This window comes from Paenibacillus sp. JNUCC-31 (genome assembly GCF_014844075.1).
Lineage (GTDB): Bacteria > Bacillota > Bacilli > Paenibacillales > Paenibacillaceae > Paenibacillus.
This window is the reverse complement of the sequence record NZ_CP062165.1, coordinates 7,502,101-7,524,466: the sequence shown is the minus strand read 5'-3', so window position 1 is coordinate 7,524,466 and position 22,366 is coordinate 7,502,101. Positions and strand designations below refer to the sequence as shown.

Genomic DNA, 22,366 nt, shown 5'->3' with positions numbered 1-22,366 from the left:
TTTCATAGCTGCGAATTAAGACAATGAATGCACCCAACTGGCAGTGTTCATTCACTGTTTTATGATGAGTTGCCTATAACTCTCCTTTCTCAATTCTGTTATCATTATCCAGTGTAGTTAAATTGAATACGCTTTCAAACTATGCTATGCAACGAAAAATGATACTTTTGCAATTATATGTCTTGATTCTGAGGAGCACCGCTGGAAAGCTCGTTCTTTACAGACTTGTCTGTGAAGCCTATTAGAACGTATTTCGCATTGGGAGAAGAGTTTGGTTTCATACAAAAGCCTGCAGATTTCTGTAGTAGGAATAAACGTAGGAAGACGTTTAAAGGCGATTCAAACGCTTAATGAAGGAAATGTTTTACAGCATATCCGTGAGCCAGAAAATCCGTTTGATAAAAATGCAATCAAGGTATATACGAAGGAAGATCGAGAGATAAAGAATGGAGATCTATCTTGGCCTATAACATGGAAATTGGATTTTCCTATAAGTTAACTTTTAAAAAATTTGAAGTCGAGAAAAAGGACCCATTATACATATTCAAAAAAACGTGATTGTTAAGAGAAATTAATAGGTTCTGACGTACTTCTAGATTAAGACCATATGTTGATAAAATTGAAATTATTAACATCTTGTAAATTAGTTCTATGATTTTTTATGGAAGTTTAATGAAAAAACTCATCTTTGCAAGAGGGTTAAAAAAACATATATCGTCCTCTATATAATCGAAATTTGGTTGGAGTGTTTCGTCCTCACTTGAAGCGGAAAGCGGCTCGGCTCTATGCTCAAGAAACATGCACGTATCCTTAGATTGAGTACATTATTTAAATAATCTATACTAAAGATGTATTGTCGAGGGACAAGAACTTAAGCTCTTTACTGCAAAGGATAAATCAATACCTGCCCATAAGATCCACACTACAATTTGAGATCCAGATGGTGCCAATAAAAATTGATGTCAAATTCGACTCCGGATTGGTTTTACCCCCTCATGGAAACCAGAGGGATTTTTTATTCATGCATATGGGCACACGGGCAGGAACTACGAGTATTAGATTAGTGTCGACGGAAAAGCACATTCTATTATTGTCGATTGATAAATGCCAGTAACATTAAGCTAACGGGTATGTTTAGTGTAACTAGGATGATGTCGTGGTGCAAATACATAAACCATGAACCAACTAGGCCGTCATCATTAATCCGAATAGCCGGTTCTTCTAAGGAAGTTCGTAATTCGAACCAATTGAAGAGAAGAGCACGAAGTTGACTGGGGACAAAAATTCTCAAGAGACACCAAAAATTAGTAAAAGGAAAAACGCAGGAATTGGTCAAAACTTCTCGAATCTTACCACAGTTACCAAAAAGAATTAATTACAGCAGACCTAAAATTACCAACAACTACAGCAGTTACTCTCTAGTGTGGTAACGGAGCACTAGCCTTGCCAACAATTAAGGCAATTGATGCGATAAAGATGTCGAGGTAGCTATGGAACGGCTGCAGAGAATTTGAAATTGCCGTCGAGCGTGGAGGTGAAACTAAGTATTGGATTAACAGGTATCGCAAGTGTAGAATATATTTTCATGGAGGAATAAATTTGGCAAAGTTAATTGATATTCTAACAAGGGCACTAGCTAGGTCAACAGCAAGAGAGGTTGTACGAGCATATGCTAATAACTCTCATCGGCCTTCTTTGGCTGAAAAGTTAAAGAATAAAACAGAAGAACTGAAGTTAGAACAAATCCTTCAGGAAAGAAGAGAGCGTTACAGCGATAAGATCAATATTGCTAATTATTACTTGAGAAAAGATTGGAGCGTAATTAGTATTTTTAATGATCATGAACATGAGATCGCTGAGTACTTTAAAAAGTTTTGGTGGAATCGTACTCAACAAGAACGAAGTCAATCTGCTGTTAAGTACTCTAGAATTTTTATGACTACACCACAAAGATTAGATTTGCTTGAGAGACTTAATATCTCCTACTCAGATTATATCTCTAGAGATGGTAGATCAACACCTAATTTGGCTGAAACAATCGAGTTTATAATGACTAATACAGATACATATAAAACTTTAAATGAGATGATGAATAGAAAAGGATACGTGCTAGATTTTCACGCTAATACCCCTAATCCTTTTTTTCATTGATTATTGAGTAGAGGGCTTTAAATTTTTTAATATTCAGTATTATAAAAAAACACATGGATAGGGATGAATGATACCATGTATAACTCTCAAGACAAATTTTTTGAGTTAGTTGGATTAGGAACAGAGAATAACAAATGGGATTATAAAAGAGATATATATATAAACCCCAATATTGCATTTGCAAATTTACTCAAAGATATATTAGCATTCTCAAATAGTGGAGGGGGTTGGCTAGTATTTGTCGAGGGACAAGAACATATTCCCATTGAAGTCGCTATTTTAGCGGCTTTTTTGTTTTATCGGTACAAGTTCTTGTCCCAAGCTAAGGACAAGAACTTGTACCGATTACCGAAATGGACAAGAACTTGATCCGATTGCCGATTAGGTGAATATCTAAATACGGAGCGCATGTAAGTTTGTGCAGATAAATGCAATAATACAGGACATTTTTTCGTCTTAATGGAACCACTGCCTCAAGGAGAGGTAACCAGCAGCTAATAGTTACTCAAAAAAACGGAATTTAGTAACTGGAAAAAGCTGAGGAGGGACAAGAACTTGTACCGATTGCCGGAATGGACAAGAACATAGTCCGATTTTCGATTAGATGGTTGTCTAAATAATAACGGGTTACGACCCAAGGAGCAGTATCCAAATGACCCGGTTATTATGCCAGATGAAGGGATGTTTGGCAAGAGTGGCGACATCGCTCAACTCATCTAGTATGAAATTGTATTTCATGAGCTGTGAAAGTTTAAATGGGAGTAGGTTCTCGACAAGCGGTTATAGAGGTGGAGGGTTACATGAGAGTTTACTGAGGGGATAAGCGTTTCTTTTAATGATTTTATTGTGAAGTGTGAAGAAATACAGAAGAAACAGCAGCCCATCAGGTGACAGGCTGCTGCTGTTTGGTATGTCTAACAAAGGAGCATTGTATTACAGCAAGATGAGGCTGCTGAACTTTTAATGGAATTCCACGATTTGATTGAGGTCTGTGCCTTCCGTATTTTTTCCCAGCAGTCTACGAAACAGGAACGAAGCCATCTTGAACTTGTTGCCTGCATCCCAGAATTCGGCACTCTCGGCATTGACTTTAATTAGTACGAGATTTGGATCCTCAAATGTGGTTTCCAGTATTTTTTCGTAGGCTGGACTCCAGAACTCTTTGATTTTCTCGGTATTATCCACCAGCTCGGCTTCTCCACGAATGGAGACGAAAGATTTACCCGCGTATGCCACGTTGACTTGCTGATTTTGAAGCAGTTCATGAAATTTGCTAGTATCTTTCTTGGTCAGGAACCAGAGGTTGCTATCGAACTCGACATCCTGAGTTTTCATGGGACGAGAAACCAAGCCTTCTTCTGAGACCGTTGTAAGCATCGCAATGTCAATATCCTTAATCAGTTCCTGAATCTTTTTGATCGCTTCTTGGTTAGGGGAGTTTGGATTCATTGTTTAATGTACCCTTTCATTGTATTAATCACAGTATCCCCCATGAAATGCTCCAATAAACATCAAGACAATCACGAATCCGAACACCAGTTAATGCAGAAAATATGCATCCGAAAAAATATTTACTGCTCGCTCAACACACTCTATGATTTGGATATCAGAAGGTTCTTTAAAATTATGCCTAATAAACACTTCTCCAATAATTTTGATTCAATTAGGGCAATATAATGGGACACAACCACTGCTGTCTTATTCCTTTTTATCTTGGAGTCTTTCATTGCTTTCTCAAACAACTCGGACAGCATATGGATAATTTTCCTTTGTCCCTCTTGGTAAAATAGAATCCCAATTTCAGATTTCGCAGATTCAGAAATCAACATTCGATTAACCGCTATAGTATCTGGACTGCACCGTTGTTGCAAGTAATGTACTCCGAAATTGTGAAGCACGCTTAAGATCATCTTCTTTTGAAAGGATGAATTGGATATCAGTCAATTCAGGTTGAACGACTTCCTGACCAGTTCAAGGAAGACTTCTTGTTTCGACGAAAAGTAGTTGTATAACGTTGCTTTAAAGCCCCAACACGTGCAGCAATCTCTCCTGGATATGAAAATGAAAAGCAGGCAAAATCCTTCCAATTTATGGGGATGGAAGAACTGGGGAGTGACCCAGAGGAATTAAAAAAAGCACTGCAAGCACAAAGGAGTAAGGCAGGGTATGAATTTACCGAATATTTGCCTCTTGAAAAGCAACCCTGTATACGGATAGAAGTCTTATACGGCATTTGGATCGACTAATCAATTAAACCTCCATTTATCTCCATAGATTATGCAAAGGATTTACAGGAGGGTTTATGAAGAAATTACTTTTAAGTGAGAGCATAGCAGTCTATCTTTGAATAGTTATTTTTTTATGGCTACTACAATCACAGAACTGTTTTATAGCGATGAAACGATTGCTAAAGATTGATCCTGCTTCCCGGTTTAATTATATTGATTCCTGCCAACGCATCACTGGAGCGACAGAATTTAAAATATCTCAGGGTAGAAGAGGAAACCTTATAGAAAAAAAAAAAAGCGGATGCCCATTATTGCGTATACTGGGATATTAGTAATGATTTCCTCCGCTATTGCGCTTCATATGTGGGCATCATCAGGACATTTCGGAATAAGATTCTTCGTGGTACAGTCGATAGAAATTATAGGTGGTACCATAAACCTTCTCTTAATGAGCCTGAGTATGAGAGATGGACTTCTGCTTACAGGTAAAGTAAAAATTAAAAGATAATGATCGCTGTTATTATTAGACGGACTGTTCGTTAATTATGTGAGCTTGCCCACCACAGTCGCCTGTGGTATTTTTTTATTTACTTCGAACAAAAGGTTAGATTAAAGGAGGGGAATTGTAATGGTAACTCAGTGAATTATTAAAACTTATTGATGAATTTTAAATTATATTTTATAATCCAAAAGACAATTAGTTGACTACTTTGTGGATAAGGTGTGTAATCAAATGCAGAACAAAAACGATTTTCAAACGGATATTGTGCTGAATGTTATGAGAGCTTCGAATCTTCTTTCCCGAATAGGTGGTAAAATTACTGCCAGCGTGGGAGTGCACAGTATTCAACAATGGATGCTGCTTAACAGGATTGCAAATCACGAGGGATTAGCAATCAAAGATTTACGTCAAGATACCCTTGTAACAAAACAGAATATATCGAGCATGGTGGAACGTTTACGTCAAGCTGGATATGTTTTTACTTACGAGGATTTTTCTGATCGGAGAATCACAAGGGTGAAATTGACAGAACAAGGTCATCAAATATTAACGGATCTAACACCATTAACGTATTCCACCAACGATCAGATATTTGAAGTGTTTAGTTCAGAAGAACTTTTGTATTTTGCATCACTTGTCGAGCGATTGGTTAGCCACCTTGGTCAAAACATAGAGAGAAAAGAATAATTTTTTTATTCAATTAGTCAACTGATTGTCTAAATGAATCAGGAGGATGATTATCTATGGAGCAGAATACCGAGAAAAAGGTTGTTTTAATTACTGGCGGAAGTCGTGGAATTGGAGCTGCAACAGCACTTGTTCTAGCTGAAAGAGGTTTTCGTGTTGTGGTGAATTATGCCTATAATGCTGAGCGTGCCAACGAGATTGTCGAACAAATTAGTGAGAAGGGTGGCGAAGCAATAGCTATAAAGGCAGATGTTCGCCGGCCAGATGAAGTGAATCTAATGGTGAACGAAATACTGTCCATATGGGGGGGAATTGATGCGTTAGTGAATAACGCCAGCATGTCGTTTGTTATAAAACCTTTTCAAGAAATGACTTGGGAGGAATTTTCGCAAAAATTAAACGATGAGATGATGGCAGCTTTCACAATGACCAAGGCAGCTACACCATCGATGATTCAAAATAGATATGGTCGAATCGTACATGTTGCAAGTGGTCTGGCAAAAAATCCTGCACCCGGAATGATCGCACATGGGACAGCCAAGGCTGGACTTGTTCAGTTTGCAAAATATACTGCACAGGAATTGGGAGCAAATGGAATTACGGTTAATGTGATCTCACCTGGCCTTGTGGATACAGAAGCCTCCGCTAATCAACCGCAACAATTCCGTGATCAACTGGCTGAAATGACGCCGGTGGGAAGGATTGCAAGTGCTGAGGATGTTGCAAAAGCAATTGCGATGTATGTGAGCGATGATTGTCAATTCATCACAGGTGTTTATGTGCCAGTTGATGGTGGAATCACCATGGTGTAATTTTCGTTTCACTATCGGGTCTATTAATTCAACGTTTACAACGAGGCAATTGTTTATTACAGCGCTTATTTTCTTTGGTGTCGGGGCCTTGATTGGAGCTTTAGCATCTAGCTAATATGAGGAGAGCATAATTTGTTGGAACAAAAATTAGAAAATAAAAGTAAAATCTTACTTGCCGCCAAGAAGCTTTTTGCAGAAAAAGGATATGAAGGCACAGGAATTCGTCAGATTTGTGAAGAGGCTGATGTGAACCTTTCGCTTGTCTCATATCATTTTGGTGGTAAAAAGAGTGTATATGAGTCCTTGTTTCACCATTTTTATTGCCCCCATGTAACAAGTGAATTGGAGCTCATAACTGATTCAATGCATCCTACCGAGGGGGTTAGGAAAATAATCAGTTTAATTGTCCGGTATACTCTAAGAGATCCTGAGATGAGTAACATTATTTATCAAGAGTTATCCGTTAATATTAATCACTCATCAACTGTAAATAAATTTATTGATCAACTCTTTACAAAAATGAATGGGTTCCTTCGAGTGGGTAAAGAGCGAGGGATGTTTGAAATTGAGTCTATTCCGCACAGTATGTTAATGGTTTTAAACCTTGCAATCACACATACAAATCGACATAATTCATGGTTAATGATGGATCATAACAGTGTTATGTATGAAAATTTAATAGAACAAATTAATGATTTTGTACTTCGAGGATTAGGAGTAAAGTCTTAAGTTGTTAAAAACGAGATGTAAAGCAACAATAAATCCAGGAGAAAGTTAAAATTTAACGTTCTAGGATAGGCTTCATCAATGCAACAAGTGAATACCTGGACATTCTTATGGAGAATACAGACCATCACTTGGATCTGAGTAGTGTACTCCTACACTCGCATCAAATTCAATACACCTCGAAGCCATTTAACCGTTAATTGAAACAACCTCAGCTAGACATTGTCCAGCTGAGGTTGTTCAGCAAGTGAGCTAATCTATTCGGTACGATAACCAGAACAGATTCCTGAAAAAGTTAAAACGCTTGTTCCCCGATAGAATAAGCGGATTTCAAGTTATCAAGATAGCCAGCTAAAACTGTCAGTAATTTTTTTGTTGTTTTCGATGGGGAGCTAGAAAAACGGGCTGCTTTAGGAGATAAAACCATAAAAAAATAGTTCTCACACGATCCCCAAAAGATCAATGTTTGAGCTATTAAAGGCGTTGACCTTTTATAACAAGCGAAGCTGTAGGCTGGGAAAGAATCCCTTTTTGCTGGCGTGTCAACATGTTATAACTCGTTCTCGTTTATTTTTATCAATAACTTAATTTGATAAATACGAATCCAAAAAAACACTGACAGCTCGCTCAACGCACAATTTGATTTGCTCATCGGATGGATCCTCAATAAAGCCGAATAGACATTTTTCAACTAGTTCTGATTCGATTAAGGCTATAAAGTGTGACACAACCACTTTTGTATCCATATTTTTTAAATTTTGAGCATTTATTTCTTTCTCAAACAGTACAGATAACATACCGAGAATTTTCCTTTGACCCTCCTCAAAGAACAAAATCCCAACATCTGAGCGCGCGGACTCTGCAATTAACATCCGGTTAATAGCGATCGTATCCGGGCTGCACCGTTGATGCAAGTAATGTTCCCCAAAATTTTGTAGCACCGTCTTAAGATTTTCATTTTCTGACAATATGGACTGTATGGTAGTTAATTCAGGTTGAACAGACTGTTTAACCAATTCTACAAACACTTCTTGTTTAGATGAAAAATAGTTATATAAAGTGGCTTTAGAACCCCCAACACGCGCAGCAATTTCGGACATGGATACTTCATATGAAGCGCTCTCCTTTAGCAATTGTAATGCAGCATCGATTATTGCTTTTCTCTTGTCTTCACTTTTTGTTCTCAAAGAAACCGCTCCCTATATAATCTACAAATTTCTGATCTCATTATAGATTTCTAAACAAACATCGTCAAATAAGAAGCGTTATCCCGTAAGCGGAGGAACATATTGACGGTTGGTATTCTCTTTATTATAATTAAACTGTACAGTACAGTTTAATTATCGGAGGTGCAGATTATGGGAAATAGTAAATCAACGTATTGGATTGAAAACAGATTGGAACAGAAAGATCTTATGCCTAAGTTAGTTAAACAAGAATTGGAAAATGAAATCAAACAAGACATTTTGGACTTTTTAGAAGCACAAGAGGTTGCTAATCTGGCAACGTTAACTCCTAATAGTTGGCCACTTATTCATGCTATGCATTTTGCCACAGTTACAGATCAAGAACAAAGACCTGTGTTTTATCTGTTTTCTGTTCCAGGCACGAGGAAGTTGCATAACATCAGTGTGAATTCCCAGGTAGCATTATCAATATATAATTTAACAGGATATGAAAATAGAAAGCAGGCAAAGGCATTTCAATTTATGGGGATTGCCCAAATTATCACTGACCCAGAAGAAGTTAAAAAAGCACTAGCAGCTCAAAGAAGTAAGCCAGGTTATGAATTCACTGAACATTTACCGCTTGAAAAACAGCCTTGCATACGAGTAGATGTTCTATACGGTACGTGGATGGATCAATCAGGCAAGCGTCCGTTGGTATCAGTAGACTATCGGCAACAGGTGTAACGCCTCTAACTGGATTCAGAAATTTGAGAAAATGGGACTCATGCTATCTATATTTTTTTTACTTTGAATATTTTAAAAGCCAAGAGGCTAGTTTCTGATGATTACATCCGTAACCGCAATATTTATAATTCAGAATAGGAGCTTACTACTAAATGAAGAAACTACATGCGTTTGCTAGCATTATATCGTTTCTATGTATAGCTGTTTTTCTTATTTCAACTATTATAGTAGATTTATTCTGTAGTCATGAAACGATTGCTAGACTAAAAAGTTTGATTGTTCTACCAGGATTGATTATTTTGATTCCTGCCATGGCGATAACTGGGGCAACGGGCTTCAAAATATCTCGGGGTAGGAAAGGAAAGATTATTGATAAGAAAAAGAAGCGTATGCCATTTATTGCCTTGATTGGTGTATTAATTATGATACCGTCTGCTATATTGCTTGATATGTGGGCTTCAACGGGTCAATTTGGAGTAAAATTCTTATTGGTTCAACTAATTGAAATCATATGCGGTAGTTTCAACCTTTTCCTAATGAGTATGAGCATGAGGGACGGATTTGTACTTACCGGAAAATTGAAAATCAATAGATAAGGTCTTCCTTAATTGACATTTCAATTAAAGTCTACGGAGTGGATGTGTGAGGATAGATTCCTTACGAAGGGGCCGTTTAAAGGGCCCTCTTTCTTTAGGAATGTGGAGTGTTCATTTTTGATTCGTTGTCGGAGACCCCATGTCGAATCGAATCCTAGCATTTAAGAAAGGAATGAGAAGTATTATGCAGTTACATCCAATGATTATACATTTCCCTATAGTACTGTTATTAGTAGGTGCCATATCTTTATGGATTTCCTTCTGGGGATCTGACTTCTATAGGCGATTAGCAAATTATTCATTAGTAGGAGGATTTGTTTTCTTGATTGCTGCCGTCATTTCTGGTTTCAACAGTGTAGATTACGCAGTAAAGACATTTCCGAATGTATCAGAAACGATAACTAAACATCAAATGTTTGGAATCTTCACACTCATCATATTTGCTTTAACACTTTTAGTTCAATACGGTAGTATTAAGAAAAAAAATTCTTCTACTTTTCTAAGAGGAATCTTGTTCATTTTGTCATTTACAGGACTTGTTATGCTAATCATGACTGGACATTTCGGAGGTCAACTTATATATCCCTAGTTCTTCATAAGATCCTTTCCCTCGGATAAAAGGTTCTTCAAATCGAGCACGAAGACGGTCTAATGTCTGTGAATGAAGGGTTTACCAAGGGCGTAGAAAACCTAAGTTCAATCATTATTAATGAGCCAGTTGGTGAAATGTGGTGGGTTTAATTTGAACGGGCTTTTTTTTAGAACTGTTAAAGCCTAGCTTCATTTGAGAGAAATTTTATTCTCCATCTCGTCGCCAGTTCTCCGGAACGAGGTATATATCGGTGAAGTACATCAAAAAATTGATGAGCAAGGGGATTTATTAGACGAACCGACCGTTCAATTCTTGGATGCAGTAGTTAGTGATGTTAAGACATGGGTAATAAAATTAAATTGAGAAAATCATAACATAAACCTTAGGGTGTGTCTTCAAACTCAGGCAAGCCACACCATGATGGATGCCAGAGTCAAAAAAGCCTTGAACGTACACGCTAATTTATCGTAGCGAGTCGCTAGACGACGATAGTTTTTCACTTTATTGAAGAAGCATTCCACTAAATGACGTTCTTTATAGATATCTCGATCATGTGGTTGAATCTCTCGGCGATTTTTCTTGCTTGGAATCACTGTAATCGCCTGTTGCTCGTCCAAAAGTGTTCGAATCGCATTCGTATCATACGCTCGATCGGCTAACACTTGCTTCATCTTCAGTTTCATGGCTTGAAGAAGCTCATAGCCCTGAACGGAGTCATGAGCTTCACCACCCGTTAATTCAAAACGAAGTGGATTTCCTAACGCATCGACCAAGGCATGAATTTTGGTGCTTAGTCCACCACGGGAACGTCCGATCGCTTGCTTGCTTTGCCCCCTTTTGCGCCCGATCCATGCTGATGAACGCGCACGATCGTGGCATCAATCATGATGCTTTCCTCGTCAGCATCCAGGGAGACATGCTTCAGCACCTCATCCCAAATCCCCGCTTTCTGCCAGCGTCTAAAGCGGGTGTAGACGGATTTCCAATGGGGAAAGTGGTCAGGTAGATCACGCCATGGGGCGCCTGAACGTGCAACCCAAAGCATTGCATTTAACATGATTCGGTTGTCCCATGCGGGGCGTCCTCCTTGTGGTTTTCGTTCAGGTGGAAACAGGTCTTGAACTCGCTGCCATTGTGTCTCTTTTATTTCGTATCGAGTATTCATCTAAACTATTTAACCCATGTATTACCATTCAAACAGTTTGAAGACACGCCCTAGTGTAAGATCGAATGGAGAAGTGTGGGTAGACTTGAATGACAATACTACTGCATTCCAAATAATGCCACTTTCCGCAGAGTACCGGGTTTGGCGGATTCAAACATGTACTCATACCAGATGTGGTCTGATTCCACTAAGTATCTCCGTCATTCCGGTTCACTCATGTATGTCGAGAGTGGAACAGGCACAGGGTTTAATGGTGATGCTACTTTCGCTGAAGTTGCGCCATAAATTCTAGCGTTTGAAATGCCAAAGTTGTTTAAGGAATCACACCTCATAAATCCAAGTAATTATTCAACTATATGAAACGATAGTTCAATAAGAAATCAAGTAAGCAGCCGATCAAAGAATCGGCTGCTTTTGTTTAACCAATGAATAGTTAGTATAGGAGACTTTAAATCTCTCTAAAAGTGTTCTAATGTCTTGTTACAAATAATCTATCTTCTTAACCTTAAGCCTGTATTGGAGTGGCGTAAGGCGATACGTTTTTTTGAAACGTGAGATAAAATGAGAGACGTTCTGAAATCCTACCTGGTGTGCGATGCTGTCTACCTGTATTGAAGTACTTTCCAACAAATGGGCGGCAACCTGAATTCGTTTGGCGACGAGGTATTCGCTGAGATTACTACCGGTTTCTTTTTTGAAAACTCGTGATACGTAAGATCGTGTAAGGTGTAGATCGTCAGCCAGGTTGTTCAAAATATCACTTTCCATGTAGTTTTCTTCAATCCAGTTCATGATTCTCTCTGAATATTCGTCACGTCTCCACTGAACTGGGGAAGAGGAACGTGTTCAGGAATAATTTTTTCGAGTAAGGTTAGCAAACGTAGCAAAAAAACGATAATTTCCTCTTGTGTTACTCCGAGATCATTCTGCACTAGCTGGGTTGAAATAAAAATAACATACCCTCGGTGTAGAATGACATAAAGTTACCAACCATGAAATCCCTTATAGAATAAGGTTTTTTTATTTTTTGGTAGGGAACTTTGTGTCAATTTTTAGTGACATAAAGTTCCCTACTAGGCTGGAATTTGACATAAAGTTCCCTACTACCCTGGAGAGAATCATTTTTTACTTTGTGTCATTTTGGTAGGGAACTTTGTGTCAATCAATGTACTGCCGCAGGACAAGAACATTGTACCATTCCCGATTAGAATGTTATCTAAACAGTTGCATGAAATGTGGGTACGAAAAATGTGTTCCCAAACTGTATATCGATAATCCAAAATATCCTTCTGGTTCGATTCTGAGATGTAAGCAGTTAAACCAATTGGGCGCATCCGGCTCGTTTATTGCTTGATGGAAAGTGGGCAGATCCGGATAGATCTCAATAGCGATTTTCTGAGAAGGTCGATGACGATAGGTTGTAATAATTCGATCTACATTGCTTTTCAACTCTTCAAATAAGTCATGGTACACCTTGTTCATACCATCATTCTTGGAGGAGCCTCGCTTTTATCCACAATTGATATCAATTCTTTAATAGACATGATTGTAATGTCACCCCATTCTTTTAATTCTTTTTTTAGATTGTTTAAGGCACGATAGAGTCTGTTCTTGACTGCGCTTTGAGGCATCCCGATGATTTTGGATATTTCCAATAAAGTGCAATCGACGAAAAAACGCAATGATATGATTTGCTGATCTAATTCATTCAATCGGGCTAATGCAGCACTGATATCAAGACGGATATCGACATCTCTAGCAATATCGAGGGATATCGATTGGGACTGAAAGTCGATTACTTCGTGCACCATTTCTTTATTTCGTGATTTCGTACGATATTCGTTTTTCACAATATTTTGCGCGATTTTGAATAGCCAAGTAAATATACTGGAGTTACACTTAAACAAGTGAAAGTTTTCCATTGCTTTTAAAAAAGCTTGTTGCGTTAAGTCATCGGCAGTTGCCGAATTTGTCTTTACTGCAATATAATTTCGAATTCTATCTCGATTAAGTCATTATTGAATAAAAACGACGATGAATCACTAACAAAAGAGGATTTAGAGTCACTGACCGACGTTAATTTATCGGGTAAAGGAATTAAGAGTTTGCAGGGTTTGGAATATGCAGTAAATGTGACGAAGCTCTCTTTAAGTGGAAATCAAATTGCTGATATTTCCCCTCTATCCGATGCTGTGAATTTGACGACTGTGGTAATCAAATTGTGGATATTAAGCCCCTCAGGAAGTTAACGAAGATGACAGATTTATCTCTAGCTAGCAACCAAATCAATGATCTTTCACCGCTAGCGGACTAGTCAATCTGAGTACGTTGTCCAAATAAATTCCAACAAGATCACAGATCTAAAGCCGCTAACAGGATTGGTTAAGCTTAGGAGACTCGAAGCTGCGAATAATAACATCAAAGTTCTTGCTCCTTTGTCTAAATCAACTGTCTTGGTTACTCTGAATTTCTCAACGGCTCCAAATCTATGATTTGGAGCCGTTGAGAAATCTTCAAAGTCTGGGTTACCTCTATTTGAACAACAATAGAGTGTGGGATTTAGAGCCGATCCAACAACGTAATTTTTTTCCGTATTATTGATACGGGTGCATTCATTGAACCACTTGGGCTGCAAAATAACTATTTAGATTTGAGCAAGGGATCGAAAACATATAAATTATTCGTGACACTGGGAGGTAATGATTTGCCTGGCGGTCAGCGTAAGACACAGCGCTTGGTGATCGGCAACAAGACAGCTTATGTGGGAGACAGTGCTTATCGTATTTCCGCAGCGCCATTTATTCAGACAGGACGTACCTATGTGCCGATCCGTTTCATCTCCGAGAAGCTTGGGGCAACCGTGAATTAGAATCAGAACACCAAAGAGGTAACGATTCAGAAGGATGGTAAAACGATTCGTTGGGCTGTAGGGAACAGACAGGTAAAAGTAAACCAGCAAACGGTGATGCAAAATGCTCCTTTACTTCTGAAGAACGGCAGTGCGTTCGTTCCTGTTCGTTTTGTGGCGGAGCAGTTAAATACTTCCGTAGAATATATGGGAAGCAAGCATATGGTCGTGATTTTCAAAAATTAAGCAGTATAATGGAATTACAGAATAATATTTGAAGATAAAGACTCAGTGACCATGCTTCAAAACAAGAGTAAAATATGTAGACCGTCATTAAACTAACGGGAAACGTTAGTTTAATGACAACAGCGGCAGTCTAAGACTTTATTTTTCAAGTCTTGGTCTGCCGCTGCTTCTTTTAATGGACTTGTCAAAAAATTATTTTCTAATAGCTGACGATTCTTCTCTTTAAAACCTACGGTAATTCAACGACTCCAGTCTAACACTTTATTTTCACCAAACAGTTACATATACTAGAATATAATCATTTCTCATCTTTTTGATGAAGCAATAAACATTCACATAGTACATTTTTTTTGTACTTAACAGTAGAAAGCAGGTGAAAAGGTGTCTAGATTATATAAGGATGGATTTGATAAAGAGTGTATAAAGGAACATAGAGAAGAAGTTTATGGCATTGCCTATACCCAAAACATACTTTCTGGGCGTTGGAAATATATCATTCTTTGGTATTTAAAGACCAAAGAGCGTCGTTATAGTGAGATTAAAGCTTTTTTATGGGATATTCCACAAGGTTCTCTTACAAAGCAACTTCGAGAATTAGAAAGAGATGGCTTAATAAATCGTAAAGTTTATCCAGAGGTTCCTCCTCGAGTAGATTATTCATTAACCTCAAAAGGGAAAGAATTCATTCCTATAATTAATTTGATGGAAGAGTTCGGGAAGAAGTTCGGGGAGCAGGTAGACTAACCAAAGCGTTCTATTTATCGTTTACAATTTACCCCAAAATTTAAATGGTGGATAAAGTAATAGTTGTGGGAGGAGAGATCGTTCTAACGGCAGTTTTCTTTTACGATAAAAGTTTGTGAAGAAATGTATTAAAGTAACGTAGGAAGAAGTAAAGATCCTAAGCTGTCATTGTGGCAGCTTTTTTTTGCACTAACCAAGCTATTCAGTACAAAAAATGTACTTAGGCAATTTTTATTGCCCTCTTTAAAAAAATGAGAATTGGTTTTATTCTATTGTCTGTAACAAAGTTACTCAATGCACCAAGTTGATAGGCAAACGGTGTAATAAACTGAATCTGTCATTTTAGTGTGAAACGCTGATGTGGGTTCATCTTTCAATCTTTTGAGTTAGATCCATACTTTTGCCCCCGTTCTAGATAAATTCAATCCGTTAAAATGTGAGGAGGTCCGTTTCACCATGTTATAGTTAGCACGCTAAATACATTTTGATAGTGGGGGCATACCTATGATCTTTAAGGTTGGATGCGATTTTCATGAGTCGTTAGATAAAATTTCATCCAAAATGCGTCGAGATTATAACGAAAGTCTAAGAGAACTTAATCTTCATGTACGCCAGGATAAACAACTCGCTCGTTTGTGGTTAGGAGATGGAATAACACAAATGTAATTAAGCTATGTGAACATTTAAAATGCGTACCGCCTATGGTAACAAATATGGAGAACAAAACAATCAAGTTATTTCTAGGAGGAATTACAATGTCAAACTCTCAAAATTCAGAAAAGATCGAACAGCAACTGTTCTTAGATGTGATTCGTGAACGTCGTTCTGTTCGTTCATACGATCCAAACGTGCAGATCTCACGTGAAGAAATGACTGAAATACTCGAACTGGCAACATTGGCTCCTTCGTCTTCGAACCTGCAGCCATGGCGTTTTCTCGTTATCGATACACCAGAGTTGAAAGAAAAGCTTTTACCTATCGCGTTTAACCAACAACAAGTAGTCGAAGCTTCTGCCGTTATTGCTGTGCTAGGAGATCTGAAAAGCTACCAGAAGGCAGAAGAAATTTATGGTCAGGCTGTTGAAGCAGGCTTTATGCCGATTGATACGGCTAAATCATTCATCGAACGAAATGTTGATATGTACTCAAACCTGCCTCCTGAAGAGACGCTACAAATTGTATATACGGATGGTGGCCTAATTTCGATGCAGCTCATGCTTGTCGCACGATCCAAAGGTTACGACACTGTTCCGATGCATGGATACGATAGAGCAAAGTTATTTGAAACGTTCGGAATTTCCGAGCAGTATGTGCCGGTTATGATCATTGCGATCGGAAAAGCAATGAAACCAGGACATCCTACTACTCGTCTTCCTATTGAGGATGTAGCGTTCTTTAACGAATTTCCATCAGAATAAGCTTGACTTAATGCAAAGAAGTATTTCATATAAAAAGTAAAACTTTATTTTATCCCTATTAATTTATTTGTCTATAAGGGGGACTCGAGATACGTGCAAAACAGGTGAAAAGGTGTCTAGATTATATAAGGATGGATTTGATAAAGAGTGTATAAAGGAACAAAGAGAAGTTAATGGCACTGCCTATACCCAAAACATACTTTCCTGGCGTTGGAAATATATCATTCTTTGGTATTTAAAGACCAAAGAGCGTCGTTATAGTAAGATTAAATCCTTTTTATGGGATTCCACAAGGTTCTCTTACAAAGTAACTTCGAGAATTAGAAAGCGGGCTTAATAAGTTTGTGAAGTATTAGCTGTCATTGTCGTAGCTTTTTTTGCACTAACAAAAAGTAAGATAACAAAAAAAGACTTCTTTTAATTGGAACATTTGCAGGATTAATAATCTTTTGTATGTTCCATTATAAATTCTTTGTCAAATACGTCTTTACAAATTCTAGCCATCTTTTTACCTACTTTTAGTTATTAAGTACAAAAAAATGTACTACGGCAATTTTTATTGCCCTCTTTAAAAAAATAAGAATTAGTTTTATTCTATTGTCTGTAACAAAGTTACTCAACACAACAAGTTGATAGGGTAACGGTGTAATAAACAGAATCTGAACATTTCAGTGTGAAAAAGTTGATTTGGATCAAGGTTCTATCTTATTGTTGGATCCATACTTTTAACCTCCATTCTAGATAAATTTAGCCCGATAAAATGAGAGTAGGTCCCTTAAGATAATGGATACCTAAATGTCACGATGATATAGTTAGCATACTAAATATATATTTATGACTAGCGGAGGCTGGTATGAACCATAAGGTTGATTGCGATATTCGTCAGTCGTTAGATAAAATTTCATTTCAAATGCGTCGAGATTATAATGAAAGTCTTAGGGAACTTAATCTTTATGTAGGCCAAGATAATTTACTCTCTCGTTTGTGGTTAGGAGATGGGATAACACAAATGCAGCTTTGTGAACATTTAAAATGTGAACCGTCTACGGTAACAAATATGGTTAAATCATTGGCACAAAACGGATTTATATACCGTAAACGTGATGAACAAGATGCAAGGGTTATGCGAATTTATCTAACGGACAAAGGCCAAGAATTAGAGAAGCCGGTTGAGTTCAAATGGAAACAGCAGCAAGAAAAATTACTCCATTCAATCTTACCGGAGGAACGCTTAATATTGAGGGATCTTATGAAGCGATTGGAGAGAAACCTAGAATAAGGTTAATTAATAAATATATTTAGCATATTAAATATATTTATTTACTTAGCAACCTAAGTATCTGGGTAATCACCAGTTAATTAGTTAGCAAGTTATATATCACTTCATTTTCTCCGATCTATCGAAATGCGATTGGGAATAATTTACTCCAGGCTCTTTTGCTTACTTGGAGCATATTTAAAACAAAGGAGATACATGGAATGAAAGAAAAGAGATGCAACTAGCACTACAATGGTTTCGGGGTACGGAGCCGAATCAGCACTTGGAGAATGCAGGGCACCGCCCAAGCAGCCGAATAGTTATGTGAAGCGGGCTAAATTAGCTGAAAAGGAAAACTTTCAAATGATCTTTATCGCCAATACTCCAGCATTAACCGTCGACTTAAGACCTCAGATTCCTTTTCAGACTAGCTAACCAGACTAGTCTGAGAGAAGGCGAAGTATTCTAAAATAGAAAGTGAGGAAACACAATGAAAAATCGTGTAGCAGACATTTTAGGGATTGAAAAACCTATTATTCAAGGACCAATGAGTTGGCTAACAGACGGTAAGTTTGTAGGAGCTATTAGTAAGGGTGGAGGACTAGGTGTGCTTGGCATCAATGCTGGACAATCAGAACCTGCCAAGACCGTTGAAGAAACGGTTGAGAATATGCGCCGTGAGGTTCGTATTGCTAGAAGTATCACCTCAAATCCTATTGGAATCAATATCATTCCTACGGTGGCAGGTTTTGACCTCTATACACAACCCATGCTAGACATGATGGTAGAAGAGGGGGTCGAAGTGGCTGTGATGGTAGGGGCATTTTCAAAGGAATGGACTCAAAAATTTAAGGCCAACAATATCAAAGTCATTTATCGAGGGGCACCAACTGTTGAAGTGACAGAGGAAGCTATCAAAGGTGGTGTGGATATTCTGGTTGCCACAGGTTTTGATGAAGGGGGACAAGTTCCAGCAAACGTTATTGGTACCTTTTCTATTGTGCCCTTGGTGGTAGATGCTGCAAAAGGTCGTGTGCCAGTATTAGCCGCTGGCGGGATTACAGATGAACGCACTGCCAAAGCTGCAATGGCTCTAGGAGCGGAAGGGGTGTTTGTCGGGACTGCCTTTCTTGCCTCAAAAGAGTCTCGTATGGCTGTTAATATTAAAGATGCTTTAATTAAATCAGATGCTAATGATATGTTGCTTTATCGCACGCAACCTGCCTATTACCGTTCTCTACCCGGGGAACTCCCAAATAAATTGGCAGAAATGGATCGCAATTTAGCCAAAAATGAAGAGATTTACCAGGCATCGAATCCAGCATCGGGGATGAGAAATGGCATGCTATACGGTGATTTATCAAAAGGTTTCGCCTCATTGGGGCTTGGCATTTCAATGATCCATCAAATTGATTCGGTTGAAATCATTATCGATCGTTTAATGAGTGGCATTGAGTGAAAATATATTCTGGTAGATGCTTTAAGATAAGAAAGGACGATTTAAAATGAACAACAGAGAAATACTACAGAACTGGTTGCAGGATATGATGGTTTAAACCTTTATCTAACCAGAGATTATGGTGTTAAAGAAGGCGCGCAATACCTCAAAGCTAATGTTGACAAATTTATCGCACCTGTTTTACTGGTAAGCGGTTGTGATGATGTTTATGTTGTGCCTAAAGATGCCATTGATTTTTATCAAGAAACGGCTTCAAAAGATAAAAGTTTGAGACTTTATAGCGAACTTGGACATTATTTGATGTTTGAACCAACCGGAGATGTAGTAGTTGATGATATTGTGGGATGGATCAATCAGAGAGTGAAAAAATAAAGGAGGAAAACGATGCACGACTATTTAGATAATTCAAACAAGCAAATCAAGCTGGCCATCATGTTTGTAACAGGCTATGGTGGTGAGGGTTATTCTTGGCGATTTAATGATAGTAATCCAAAGGCTTACACCGACATCAATGCCTATATTGAGCTTGCCAAACTTGCTGAACAGGGTAAAATTCACACGCTGTTTATTGCGGATACACCTGGGATGGTGGGAGCTGGGGTAAATGGTGATATGGCTCAAAAATCACCAATGTTTGTAATGGAACCGATGACGATGCTAGCTGCTGTTGCCACGCATACCCAGAAAATCGGTTTGGTAGCAACCTATTCTACCACTTACAACTTACCGTATAATTTGGCTCGCCAACTTAAAACGCTGGACCTCATAAGTGGTGGGCGTGTCGGTTGGAATGCGGTAACAACAGGAACTCGTGAGGTTGCTTATAATTTTGGAGCTAGTCCTCTGCCTGACACTACCACTCGTTATGAAATGGCAGATGAAATGGTAGAAGCAGTGCAGTCTCTTTGGGGAAGTTTTGGCGAAAATGCCTACATTACAGACCAACAAACTGGCGAATTTATCAAATTGGATCAATTAACCCCTGCCAATTTCTATGGTCAATACTACCAGACCCGAGGCCCACTTCCCCTTCCACCAAGTCCGCAAGGGCAACCGCCTATTTTTCAGGCAGGTCCAAGTTTTGAAGGGGTGGAAATGGCAGGTAAATTTGCCAGCGGTGTTTATGCTAACCCTTTTACGATTGAAGAAGCTCGTCATTACCGTAATTTGTTAAAACAAAGTGCAATAAAATACGGTAGAAACCCTGATGAAATCAATATGTTTTCTGGTTTTATGGTTACGGTGGGCGATACTTATGAAGAAGCACTTGCCCGCCGTCATCAGTTACTGGATTTTATGGGAGAGGATGCATTTGAAGGGCAAATTCGCTATTTATCAGCGATGATTGGCGTAAATTTAAATGAATTGAATTTGAATGAACCCCTACCAAAATCTTTACAATATCAAGCCACGCCGAATCCAGGCGACCCACGCTCACTAAGAGCAGTAGAGCTAATCAAACAAGGGCTAAGTCCAAGAGATGTATTGGCAAACGGAATCATCAACTATCACCCTGTAGTGGTTGGCACGCCTGAAGATGTGGCGGATTTCATTGAAGAATGGTTTAAAGCAGGGGCAACGGACGGTTTTTCCATTGTGCCAGAAAGTCAAAAAGGTGTAAAAGATTTTGTGGAAAAAGTTGTGCCCGTGTTGCAAAAACGAGGCTTATATCATCTTGATTATGAGGGAAATACTTTGCGTGAACACTTGGGTGTGCCGAAGCAATATGGAGTGAGAAAGTAGATTAATTTCTTACGGAGATTAGCAAGCCACATCGATGCAAAGAGTCCATACGACTATGTTACACCTTGAGCATGGTCTTGGGCTAAGCATTAGGAAAGATCATAGAAGAGCAGAAGAAGGTACGGATGGTGTTAGAGGGGTGGAAGAGAAGCCTGAGAGTATAAAGGAGTGCTTTGAATAAAACCGTTCACAAATAAACCGGCTGAAAGCCAGTTCCTTGTTAGTTGGCTAGTTTGATGTTTAAAACATGGACTGCCAAGGACCAAAAAATAAAGACCTAGACTGTCGCTGTTTCATTGACTAGCGCGCTTTCATTCTGCGGATCGTACGGATACATCTACGCTCTTTCGAAAATTATAATGAATAGTCGGAACTACAAGGAAAAACAATAATATATAAATAAAGGGTATGATTTTCTCTTACGGACGAACAATAGTTGACGGCTAAACTACACACATGATATATTTAGCCTGCTAAACAATATCATTAATAAAGGTTGGGAGAACAACATGGAGAAAGAAATTGACTGTGAGATCCGTGAGCTGTTCGATAAACTTTCGGCAAGAATGAGACGAGATTACGGCGAAAGTCTTAGGGAACTAAACCTGCATGTCGGACAAGATAATCTGCTCTACCGTTTATTCTTAGATGATGGAGTAACACAAATGCAGCTAAGTGAACAATTAAACTGTGAACCTCCCACTATAACCAACATGGTTAAAACACTTGAACAAAACGGATTCATCTATCGTAAGCGTGATGAAAAAGATGCACGAGTCATGCGGATTTATTTAACCGATAAAGGAAAGGAACTTGAGGAGCCCGTTCGTATTATATGGAAAAAGCATCAGGAAAAGTTGCTAAAATCGATCTCAATTGATGAACGACTCCTCTTACGACGGCTTATGAAGCAAATGGAGAGTAATTTGTTTTAAGCACTCTCCACTTTTTGAATATTAGTTAGCAGGCTAAATTAATATTTAGCACACTAAATAATTTGATGTTTGAAAGTTTATCTAATTGGTTAGTGGGCTAATGATCTATGTCTCTTTCATACAAACGGACAAAGAAGATATATTCATGACGGCTTGAGCGGCCATTAGTAGCATCCCATGTGTATTCATATGAAGAAGAAAGAGCCAAGGAATTCAACCGTGAACGATTTGTTATCGGAAGTATTGTAAATGTGGCCAAAAGACTAAGAGAAAAAGCAAATGAAGCCTGGGTGGACGAAATTATGATTCCGATTTTTAACCCGAAAAGGCTACGAGATTAAAA

General features: G+C 38.4%; 27 protein-coding genes and 3 pseudogenes. 24 read left to right on the top strand and 6 right to left on the bottom strand.

Going from position 1 to position 22,366, the window contains the following annotated elements:
- Nucleotides 1-271 precede the first annotated feature (271 nt).
- The 3 genes from JNUCC31_RS32915 (at nt 272) to JNUCC31_RS32905 (ending at nt 2,520) form a co-directional block, all read left to right on the top strand.
- Nucleotides 272-499, top strand: coding sequence for an HIRAN domain-containing protein (locus tag JNUCC31_RS32915; protein ID WP_192267456.1), 228 nt, complete (start codon nt 272-274; stop codon nt 497-499).
- A gap of 1,100 nt (nt 500-1,599) precedes the next feature.
- The gene (locus JNUCC31_RS32910; protein ID WP_192267455.1) at nt 1,600-2,151 is read left to right on the top strand and encodes a hypothetical protein; all 552 of its coding nucleotides are present in this window, start codon (nt 1,600-1,602) and stop codon (nt 2,149-2,151) included.
- Between the two features lie 75 nt (nt 2,152-2,226).
- A complete protein-coding gene (locus JNUCC31_RS32905; RefSeq protein WP_192267454.1) occupies nt 2,227-2,520 on the top strand; it encodes a hypothetical protein in 294 nt (97 codons plus the stop codon).
- A gap of 591 nt (nt 2,521-3,111) precedes the next feature.
- Here the strand turns inward: JNUCC31_RS32905 and JNUCC31_RS32900 are convergent.
- On the bottom strand, nt 3,112-3,600 hold the full coding sequence (locus JNUCC31_RS32900) for a pyridoxamine 5'-phosphate oxidase family protein (protein ID WP_192267453.1): 489 nt from the start codon (nt 3,598-3,600) through the stop codon (nt 3,112-3,114).
- 143 nt (nt 3,601-3,743) lie between these two features.
- The gene (locus tag JNUCC31_RS34185) at nt 3,744-4,061 is read right to left on the bottom strand and encodes a TetR/AcrR family transcriptional regulator C-terminal domain-containing protein (RefSeq protein ID WP_416234347.1); all 318 of its coding nucleotides are present in this window, start codon (nt 4,059-4,061) and stop codon (nt 3,744-3,746) included.
- A gap of 186 nt (nt 4,062-4,247) precedes the next feature.
- On the opposite strand from JNUCC31_RS34185, the gene JNUCC31_RS33710 reads away from it, so the two are divergent.
- From JNUCC31_RS33710 to JNUCC31_RS32880, 4 genes are all read left to right on the top strand, one after another.
- Nucleotides 4,248-4,397: a hypothetical protein gene (locus JNUCC31_RS33710; protein ID WP_228469368.1), complete on the top strand. Its 150-nt coding sequence runs from the start codon at nt 4,248-4,250 to the stop codon at nt 4,395-4,397.
- Nucleotides 4,398-5,112: 715 nt separating this feature from the next.
- The gene (locus JNUCC31_RS32890) at nt 5,113-5,568 is read left to right on the top strand and encodes a MarR family winged helix-turn-helix transcriptional regulator (protein ID WP_192267451.1); all 456 of its coding nucleotides are present in this window, start codon (nt 5,113-5,115) and stop codon (nt 5,566-5,568) included.
- A 56-nt stretch (nt 5,569-5,624) separates the two neighbouring features.
- Nucleotides 5,625-6,380 (top strand): SDR family NAD(P)-dependent oxidoreductase, encoded by a 756-nt coding sequence (locus tag JNUCC31_RS32885; RefSeq protein WP_192267450.1) that lies wholly within the window; start codon nt 5,625-5,627, stop codon nt 6,378-6,380.
- A gap of 132 nt (nt 6,381-6,512) precedes the next feature.
- Nucleotides 6,513-7,109 (top strand): TetR family transcriptional regulator, encoded by a 597-nt coding sequence (locus tag JNUCC31_RS32880; protein WP_192267449.1) that lies wholly within the window; start codon nt 6,513-6,515, stop codon nt 7,107-7,109.
- 581 nt (nt 7,110-7,690) lie between these two features.
- Here the strand turns inward: JNUCC31_RS32880 and JNUCC31_RS32875 are convergent.
- Nucleotides 7,691-8,293, bottom strand: a complete 603-nt coding sequence (locus JNUCC31_RS32875) for a TetR/AcrR family transcriptional regulator (RefSeq protein ID WP_192267448.1) — start codon at nt 8,291-8,293, stop codon at nt 7,691-7,693.
- A gap of 171 nt (nt 8,294-8,464) precedes the next feature.
- On the opposite strand from JNUCC31_RS32875, the gene JNUCC31_RS32870 reads away from it, so the two are divergent.
- The 4 genes and pseudogenes from JNUCC31_RS32870 to JNUCC31_RS32855 form a co-directional block, all read left to right on the top strand.
- Nucleotides 8,465-9,019, top strand: a complete 555-nt coding sequence (locus JNUCC31_RS32870) for a pyridoxamine 5'-phosphate oxidase family protein (protein WP_192267447.1) — start codon at nt 8,465-8,467, stop codon at nt 9,017-9,019.
- A gap of 152 nt (nt 9,020-9,171) precedes the next feature.
- Nucleotides 9,172-9,615 (top strand): hypothetical protein, encoded by a 444-nt coding sequence (locus JNUCC31_RS32865; RefSeq protein WP_192267446.1) that lies wholly within the window; start codon nt 9,172-9,174, stop codon nt 9,613-9,615.
- A gap of 139 nt (nt 9,616-9,754) precedes the next feature.
- Nucleotides 9,755-10,204, top strand: coding sequence for a DUF2231 domain-containing protein (locus JNUCC31_RS32860; RefSeq protein WP_192267445.1), 450 nt, complete (start codon nt 9,755-9,757; stop codon nt 10,202-10,204).
- Nucleotides 10,205-10,236: 32 nt separating this feature from the next.
- A pseudogene (locus tag JNUCC31_RS32855) lies at nt 10,237-10,356 on the top strand (sugar phosphate isomerase/epimerase); the annotation flags it as partial.
- Between the two features lie 252 nt (nt 10,357-10,608).
- Here JNUCC31_RS32855 and JNUCC31_RS32850 read toward each other — a convergent pair.
- Nucleotides 10,609-11,372, bottom strand: a pseudogene (locus JNUCC31_RS32850) (IS5 family transposase).
- Nucleotides 11,373-11,477: 105 nt separating this feature from the next.
- Between JNUCC31_RS32850 and JNUCC31_RS34180 the strand changes: the two are divergent.
- The gene (locus tag JNUCC31_RS34180) at nt 11,478-11,657 is read left to right on the top strand and encodes an AbfB domain-containing protein (RefSeq protein ID WP_416234477.1); all 180 of its coding nucleotides are present in this window, start codon (nt 11,478-11,480) and stop codon (nt 11,655-11,657) included.
- 195 nt (nt 11,658-11,852) lie between these two features.
- On the opposite strand, the gene JNUCC31_RS32840 is transcribed toward JNUCC31_RS34180, so the two are convergent.
- Nucleotides 11,853-12,164 (bottom strand): helix-turn-helix transcriptional regulator, encoded by a 312-nt coding sequence (locus tag JNUCC31_RS32840; protein WP_192267442.1) that lies wholly within the window; start codon nt 12,162-12,164, stop codon nt 11,853-11,855.
- 686 nt (nt 12,165-12,850) lie between these two features.
- Complete coding sequence (locus JNUCC31_RS32835; protein ID WP_228469806.1) at nt 12,851-13,357, bottom strand: RNA polymerase sigma factor; 507 nt, start codon at nt 13,355-13,357, stop codon at nt 12,851-12,853.
- Between the two features lie 33 nt (nt 13,358-13,390).
- Here JNUCC31_RS32835 and JNUCC31_RS33700 point away from each other — a divergent pair, with 33 nt between their 5' ends.
- From JNUCC31_RS33700 to JNUCC31_RS32785, 12 genes and pseudogenes are all read left to right on the top strand, one after another.
- Nucleotides 13,391-13,621, top strand: a complete 231-nt coding sequence (locus tag JNUCC31_RS33700) for a leucine-rich repeat domain-containing protein (protein WP_228469367.1) — start codon at nt 13,391-13,393, stop codon at nt 13,619-13,621.
- Nucleotides 13,622-13,626: 5 nt separating this feature from the next.
- Entirely contained in the window at nt 13,627-13,686 is a 60-nt protein-coding gene (locus JNUCC31_RS34175; RefSeq protein WP_416234476.1) for a hypothetical protein, read from the top strand.
- 390 nt (nt 13,687-14,076) lie between these two features.
- Nucleotides 14,077-14,241, top strand: a complete 165-nt coding sequence (locus JNUCC31_RS32825; RefSeq protein ID WP_192267440.1) for a copper amine oxidase N-terminal domain-containing protein — start codon at nt 14,077-14,079, stop codon at nt 14,239-14,241.
- 24 nt (nt 14,242-14,265) lie between these two features.
- A complete protein-coding gene (locus JNUCC31_RS34170) occupies nt 14,266-14,466 on the top strand; it encodes a stalk domain-containing protein (RefSeq protein WP_192273541.1) in 201 nt (66 codons plus the stop codon).
- Between the two features lie 381 nt (nt 14,467-14,847).
- Nucleotides 14,848-15,210: a winged helix-turn-helix transcriptional regulator gene (locus JNUCC31_RS32815; RefSeq protein ID WP_192267439.1), complete on the top strand. Its 363-nt coding sequence runs from the start codon at nt 14,848-14,850 to the stop codon at nt 15,208-15,210.
- A gap of 755 nt (nt 15,211-15,965) precedes the next feature.
- Nucleotides 15,966-16,628, top strand: a complete 663-nt coding sequence (locus tag JNUCC31_RS32810) for a nitroreductase family protein (protein WP_192267438.1) — start codon at nt 15,966-15,968, stop codon at nt 16,626-16,628.
- Nucleotides 16,629-16,740: 112 nt separating this feature from the next.
- Nucleotides 16,741-16,936, top strand: a pseudogene (locus tag JNUCC31_RS33695) (winged helix-turn-helix transcriptional regulator); the annotation flags it as partial.
- Nucleotides 16,937-17,481: 545 nt separating this feature from the next.
- The gene (locus tag JNUCC31_RS32805; protein WP_192267437.1) at nt 17,482-17,907 is read left to right on the top strand and encodes a MarR family winged helix-turn-helix transcriptional regulator; all 426 of its coding nucleotides are present in this window, start codon (nt 17,482-17,484) and stop codon (nt 17,905-17,907) included.
- 469 nt (nt 17,908-18,376) lie between these two features.
- Nucleotides 18,377-19,345, top strand: a complete 969-nt coding sequence (locus JNUCC31_RS32800; RefSeq protein ID WP_192267436.1) for an NAD(P)H-dependent flavin oxidoreductase — start codon at nt 18,377-18,379, stop codon at nt 19,343-19,345.
- A gap of 72 nt (nt 19,346-19,417) precedes the next feature.
- A complete protein-coding gene (locus tag JNUCC31_RS32795) occupies nt 19,418-19,717 on the top strand; it encodes a serine aminopeptidase domain-containing protein (protein WP_192273539.1) in 300 nt (99 codons plus the stop codon).
- Between the two features lie 12 nt (nt 19,718-19,729).
- Nucleotides 19,730-21,088, top strand: a complete 1,359-nt coding sequence (locus tag JNUCC31_RS32790; RefSeq protein WP_192267435.1) for an NtaA/DmoA family FMN-dependent monooxygenase — start codon at nt 19,730-19,732, stop codon at nt 21,086-21,088.
- A 509-nt stretch (nt 21,089-21,597) separates the two neighbouring features.
- Nucleotides 21,598-22,023: a MarR family winged helix-turn-helix transcriptional regulator gene (locus JNUCC31_RS32785; protein WP_192267434.1), complete on the top strand. Its 426-nt coding sequence runs from the start codon at nt 21,598-21,600 to the stop codon at nt 22,021-22,023.
- Nucleotides 22,024-22,366 lie beyond the last annotated feature (343 nt).

Coding starts and splice junctions, on each gene's coding strand:
- JNUCC31_RS32905 (WP_192267454.1), top strand. CDS start 2,227: ATGTATAACTCTCAAGACAAATTTTTTGAGTTAGTTGGATTAGGAACA.
- JNUCC31_RS32900 (WP_192267453.1), bottom strand. CDS start 3,600: ATGAATCCAAACTCCCCTAACCAAGAAGCGATCAAAAAGATTCAGGAA.
- JNUCC31_RS34185 (WP_416234347.1), bottom strand. CDS start 4,061: ATGATCTTAAGCGTGCTTCACAATTTCGGAGTACATTACTTGCAACAA.
- JNUCC31_RS33710 (WP_228469368.1), top strand. CDS start 4,248: ATGGAAGAACTGGGGAGTGACCCAGAGGAATTAAAAAAAGCACTGCAA.
- JNUCC31_RS32890 (WP_192267451.1), top strand. CDS start 5,113: ATGCAGAACAAAAACGATTTTCAAACGGATATTGTGCTGAATGTTATG.
- JNUCC31_RS32885 (WP_192267450.1), top strand. CDS start 5,625: ATGGAGCAGAATACCGAGAAAAAGGTTGTTTTAATTACTGGCGGAAGT.
- JNUCC31_RS32870 (WP_192267447.1), top strand. CDS start 8,465: ATGGGAAATAGTAAATCAACGTATTGGATTGAAAACAGATTGGAACAG.
- JNUCC31_RS32865 (WP_192267446.1), top strand. CDS start 9,172: ATGAAGAAACTACATGCGTTTGCTAGCATTATATCGTTTCTATGTATA.
- JNUCC31_RS32860 (WP_192267445.1), top strand. CDS start 9,755: ATGTCGAATCGAATCCTAGCATTTAAGAAAGGAATGAGAAGTATTATG.
- JNUCC31_RS32840 (WP_192267442.1), bottom strand. CDS start 12,164: ATGAACTGGATTGAAGAAAACTACATGGAAAGTGATATTTTGAACAAC.
- JNUCC31_RS32810 (WP_192267438.1), top strand. CDS start 15,966: ATGTCAAACTCTCAAAATTCAGAAAAGATCGAACAGCAACTGTTCTTA.
- JNUCC31_RS32805 (WP_192267437.1), top strand. CDS start 17,482: ATGAACCATAAGGTTGATTGCGATATTCGTCAGTCGTTAGATAAAATT.
- JNUCC31_RS32800 (WP_192267436.1), top strand. CDS start 18,377: ATGAAAAATCGTGTAGCAGACATTTTAGGGATTGAAAAACCTATTATT.
- JNUCC31_RS32790 (WP_192267435.1), top strand. CDS start 19,730: ATGCACGACTATTTAGATAATTCAAACAAGCAAATCAAGCTGGCCATC.
- JNUCC31_RS32785 (WP_192267434.1), top strand. CDS start 21,598: ATGGAGAAAGAAATTGACTGTGAGATCCGTGAGCTGTTCGATAAACTT.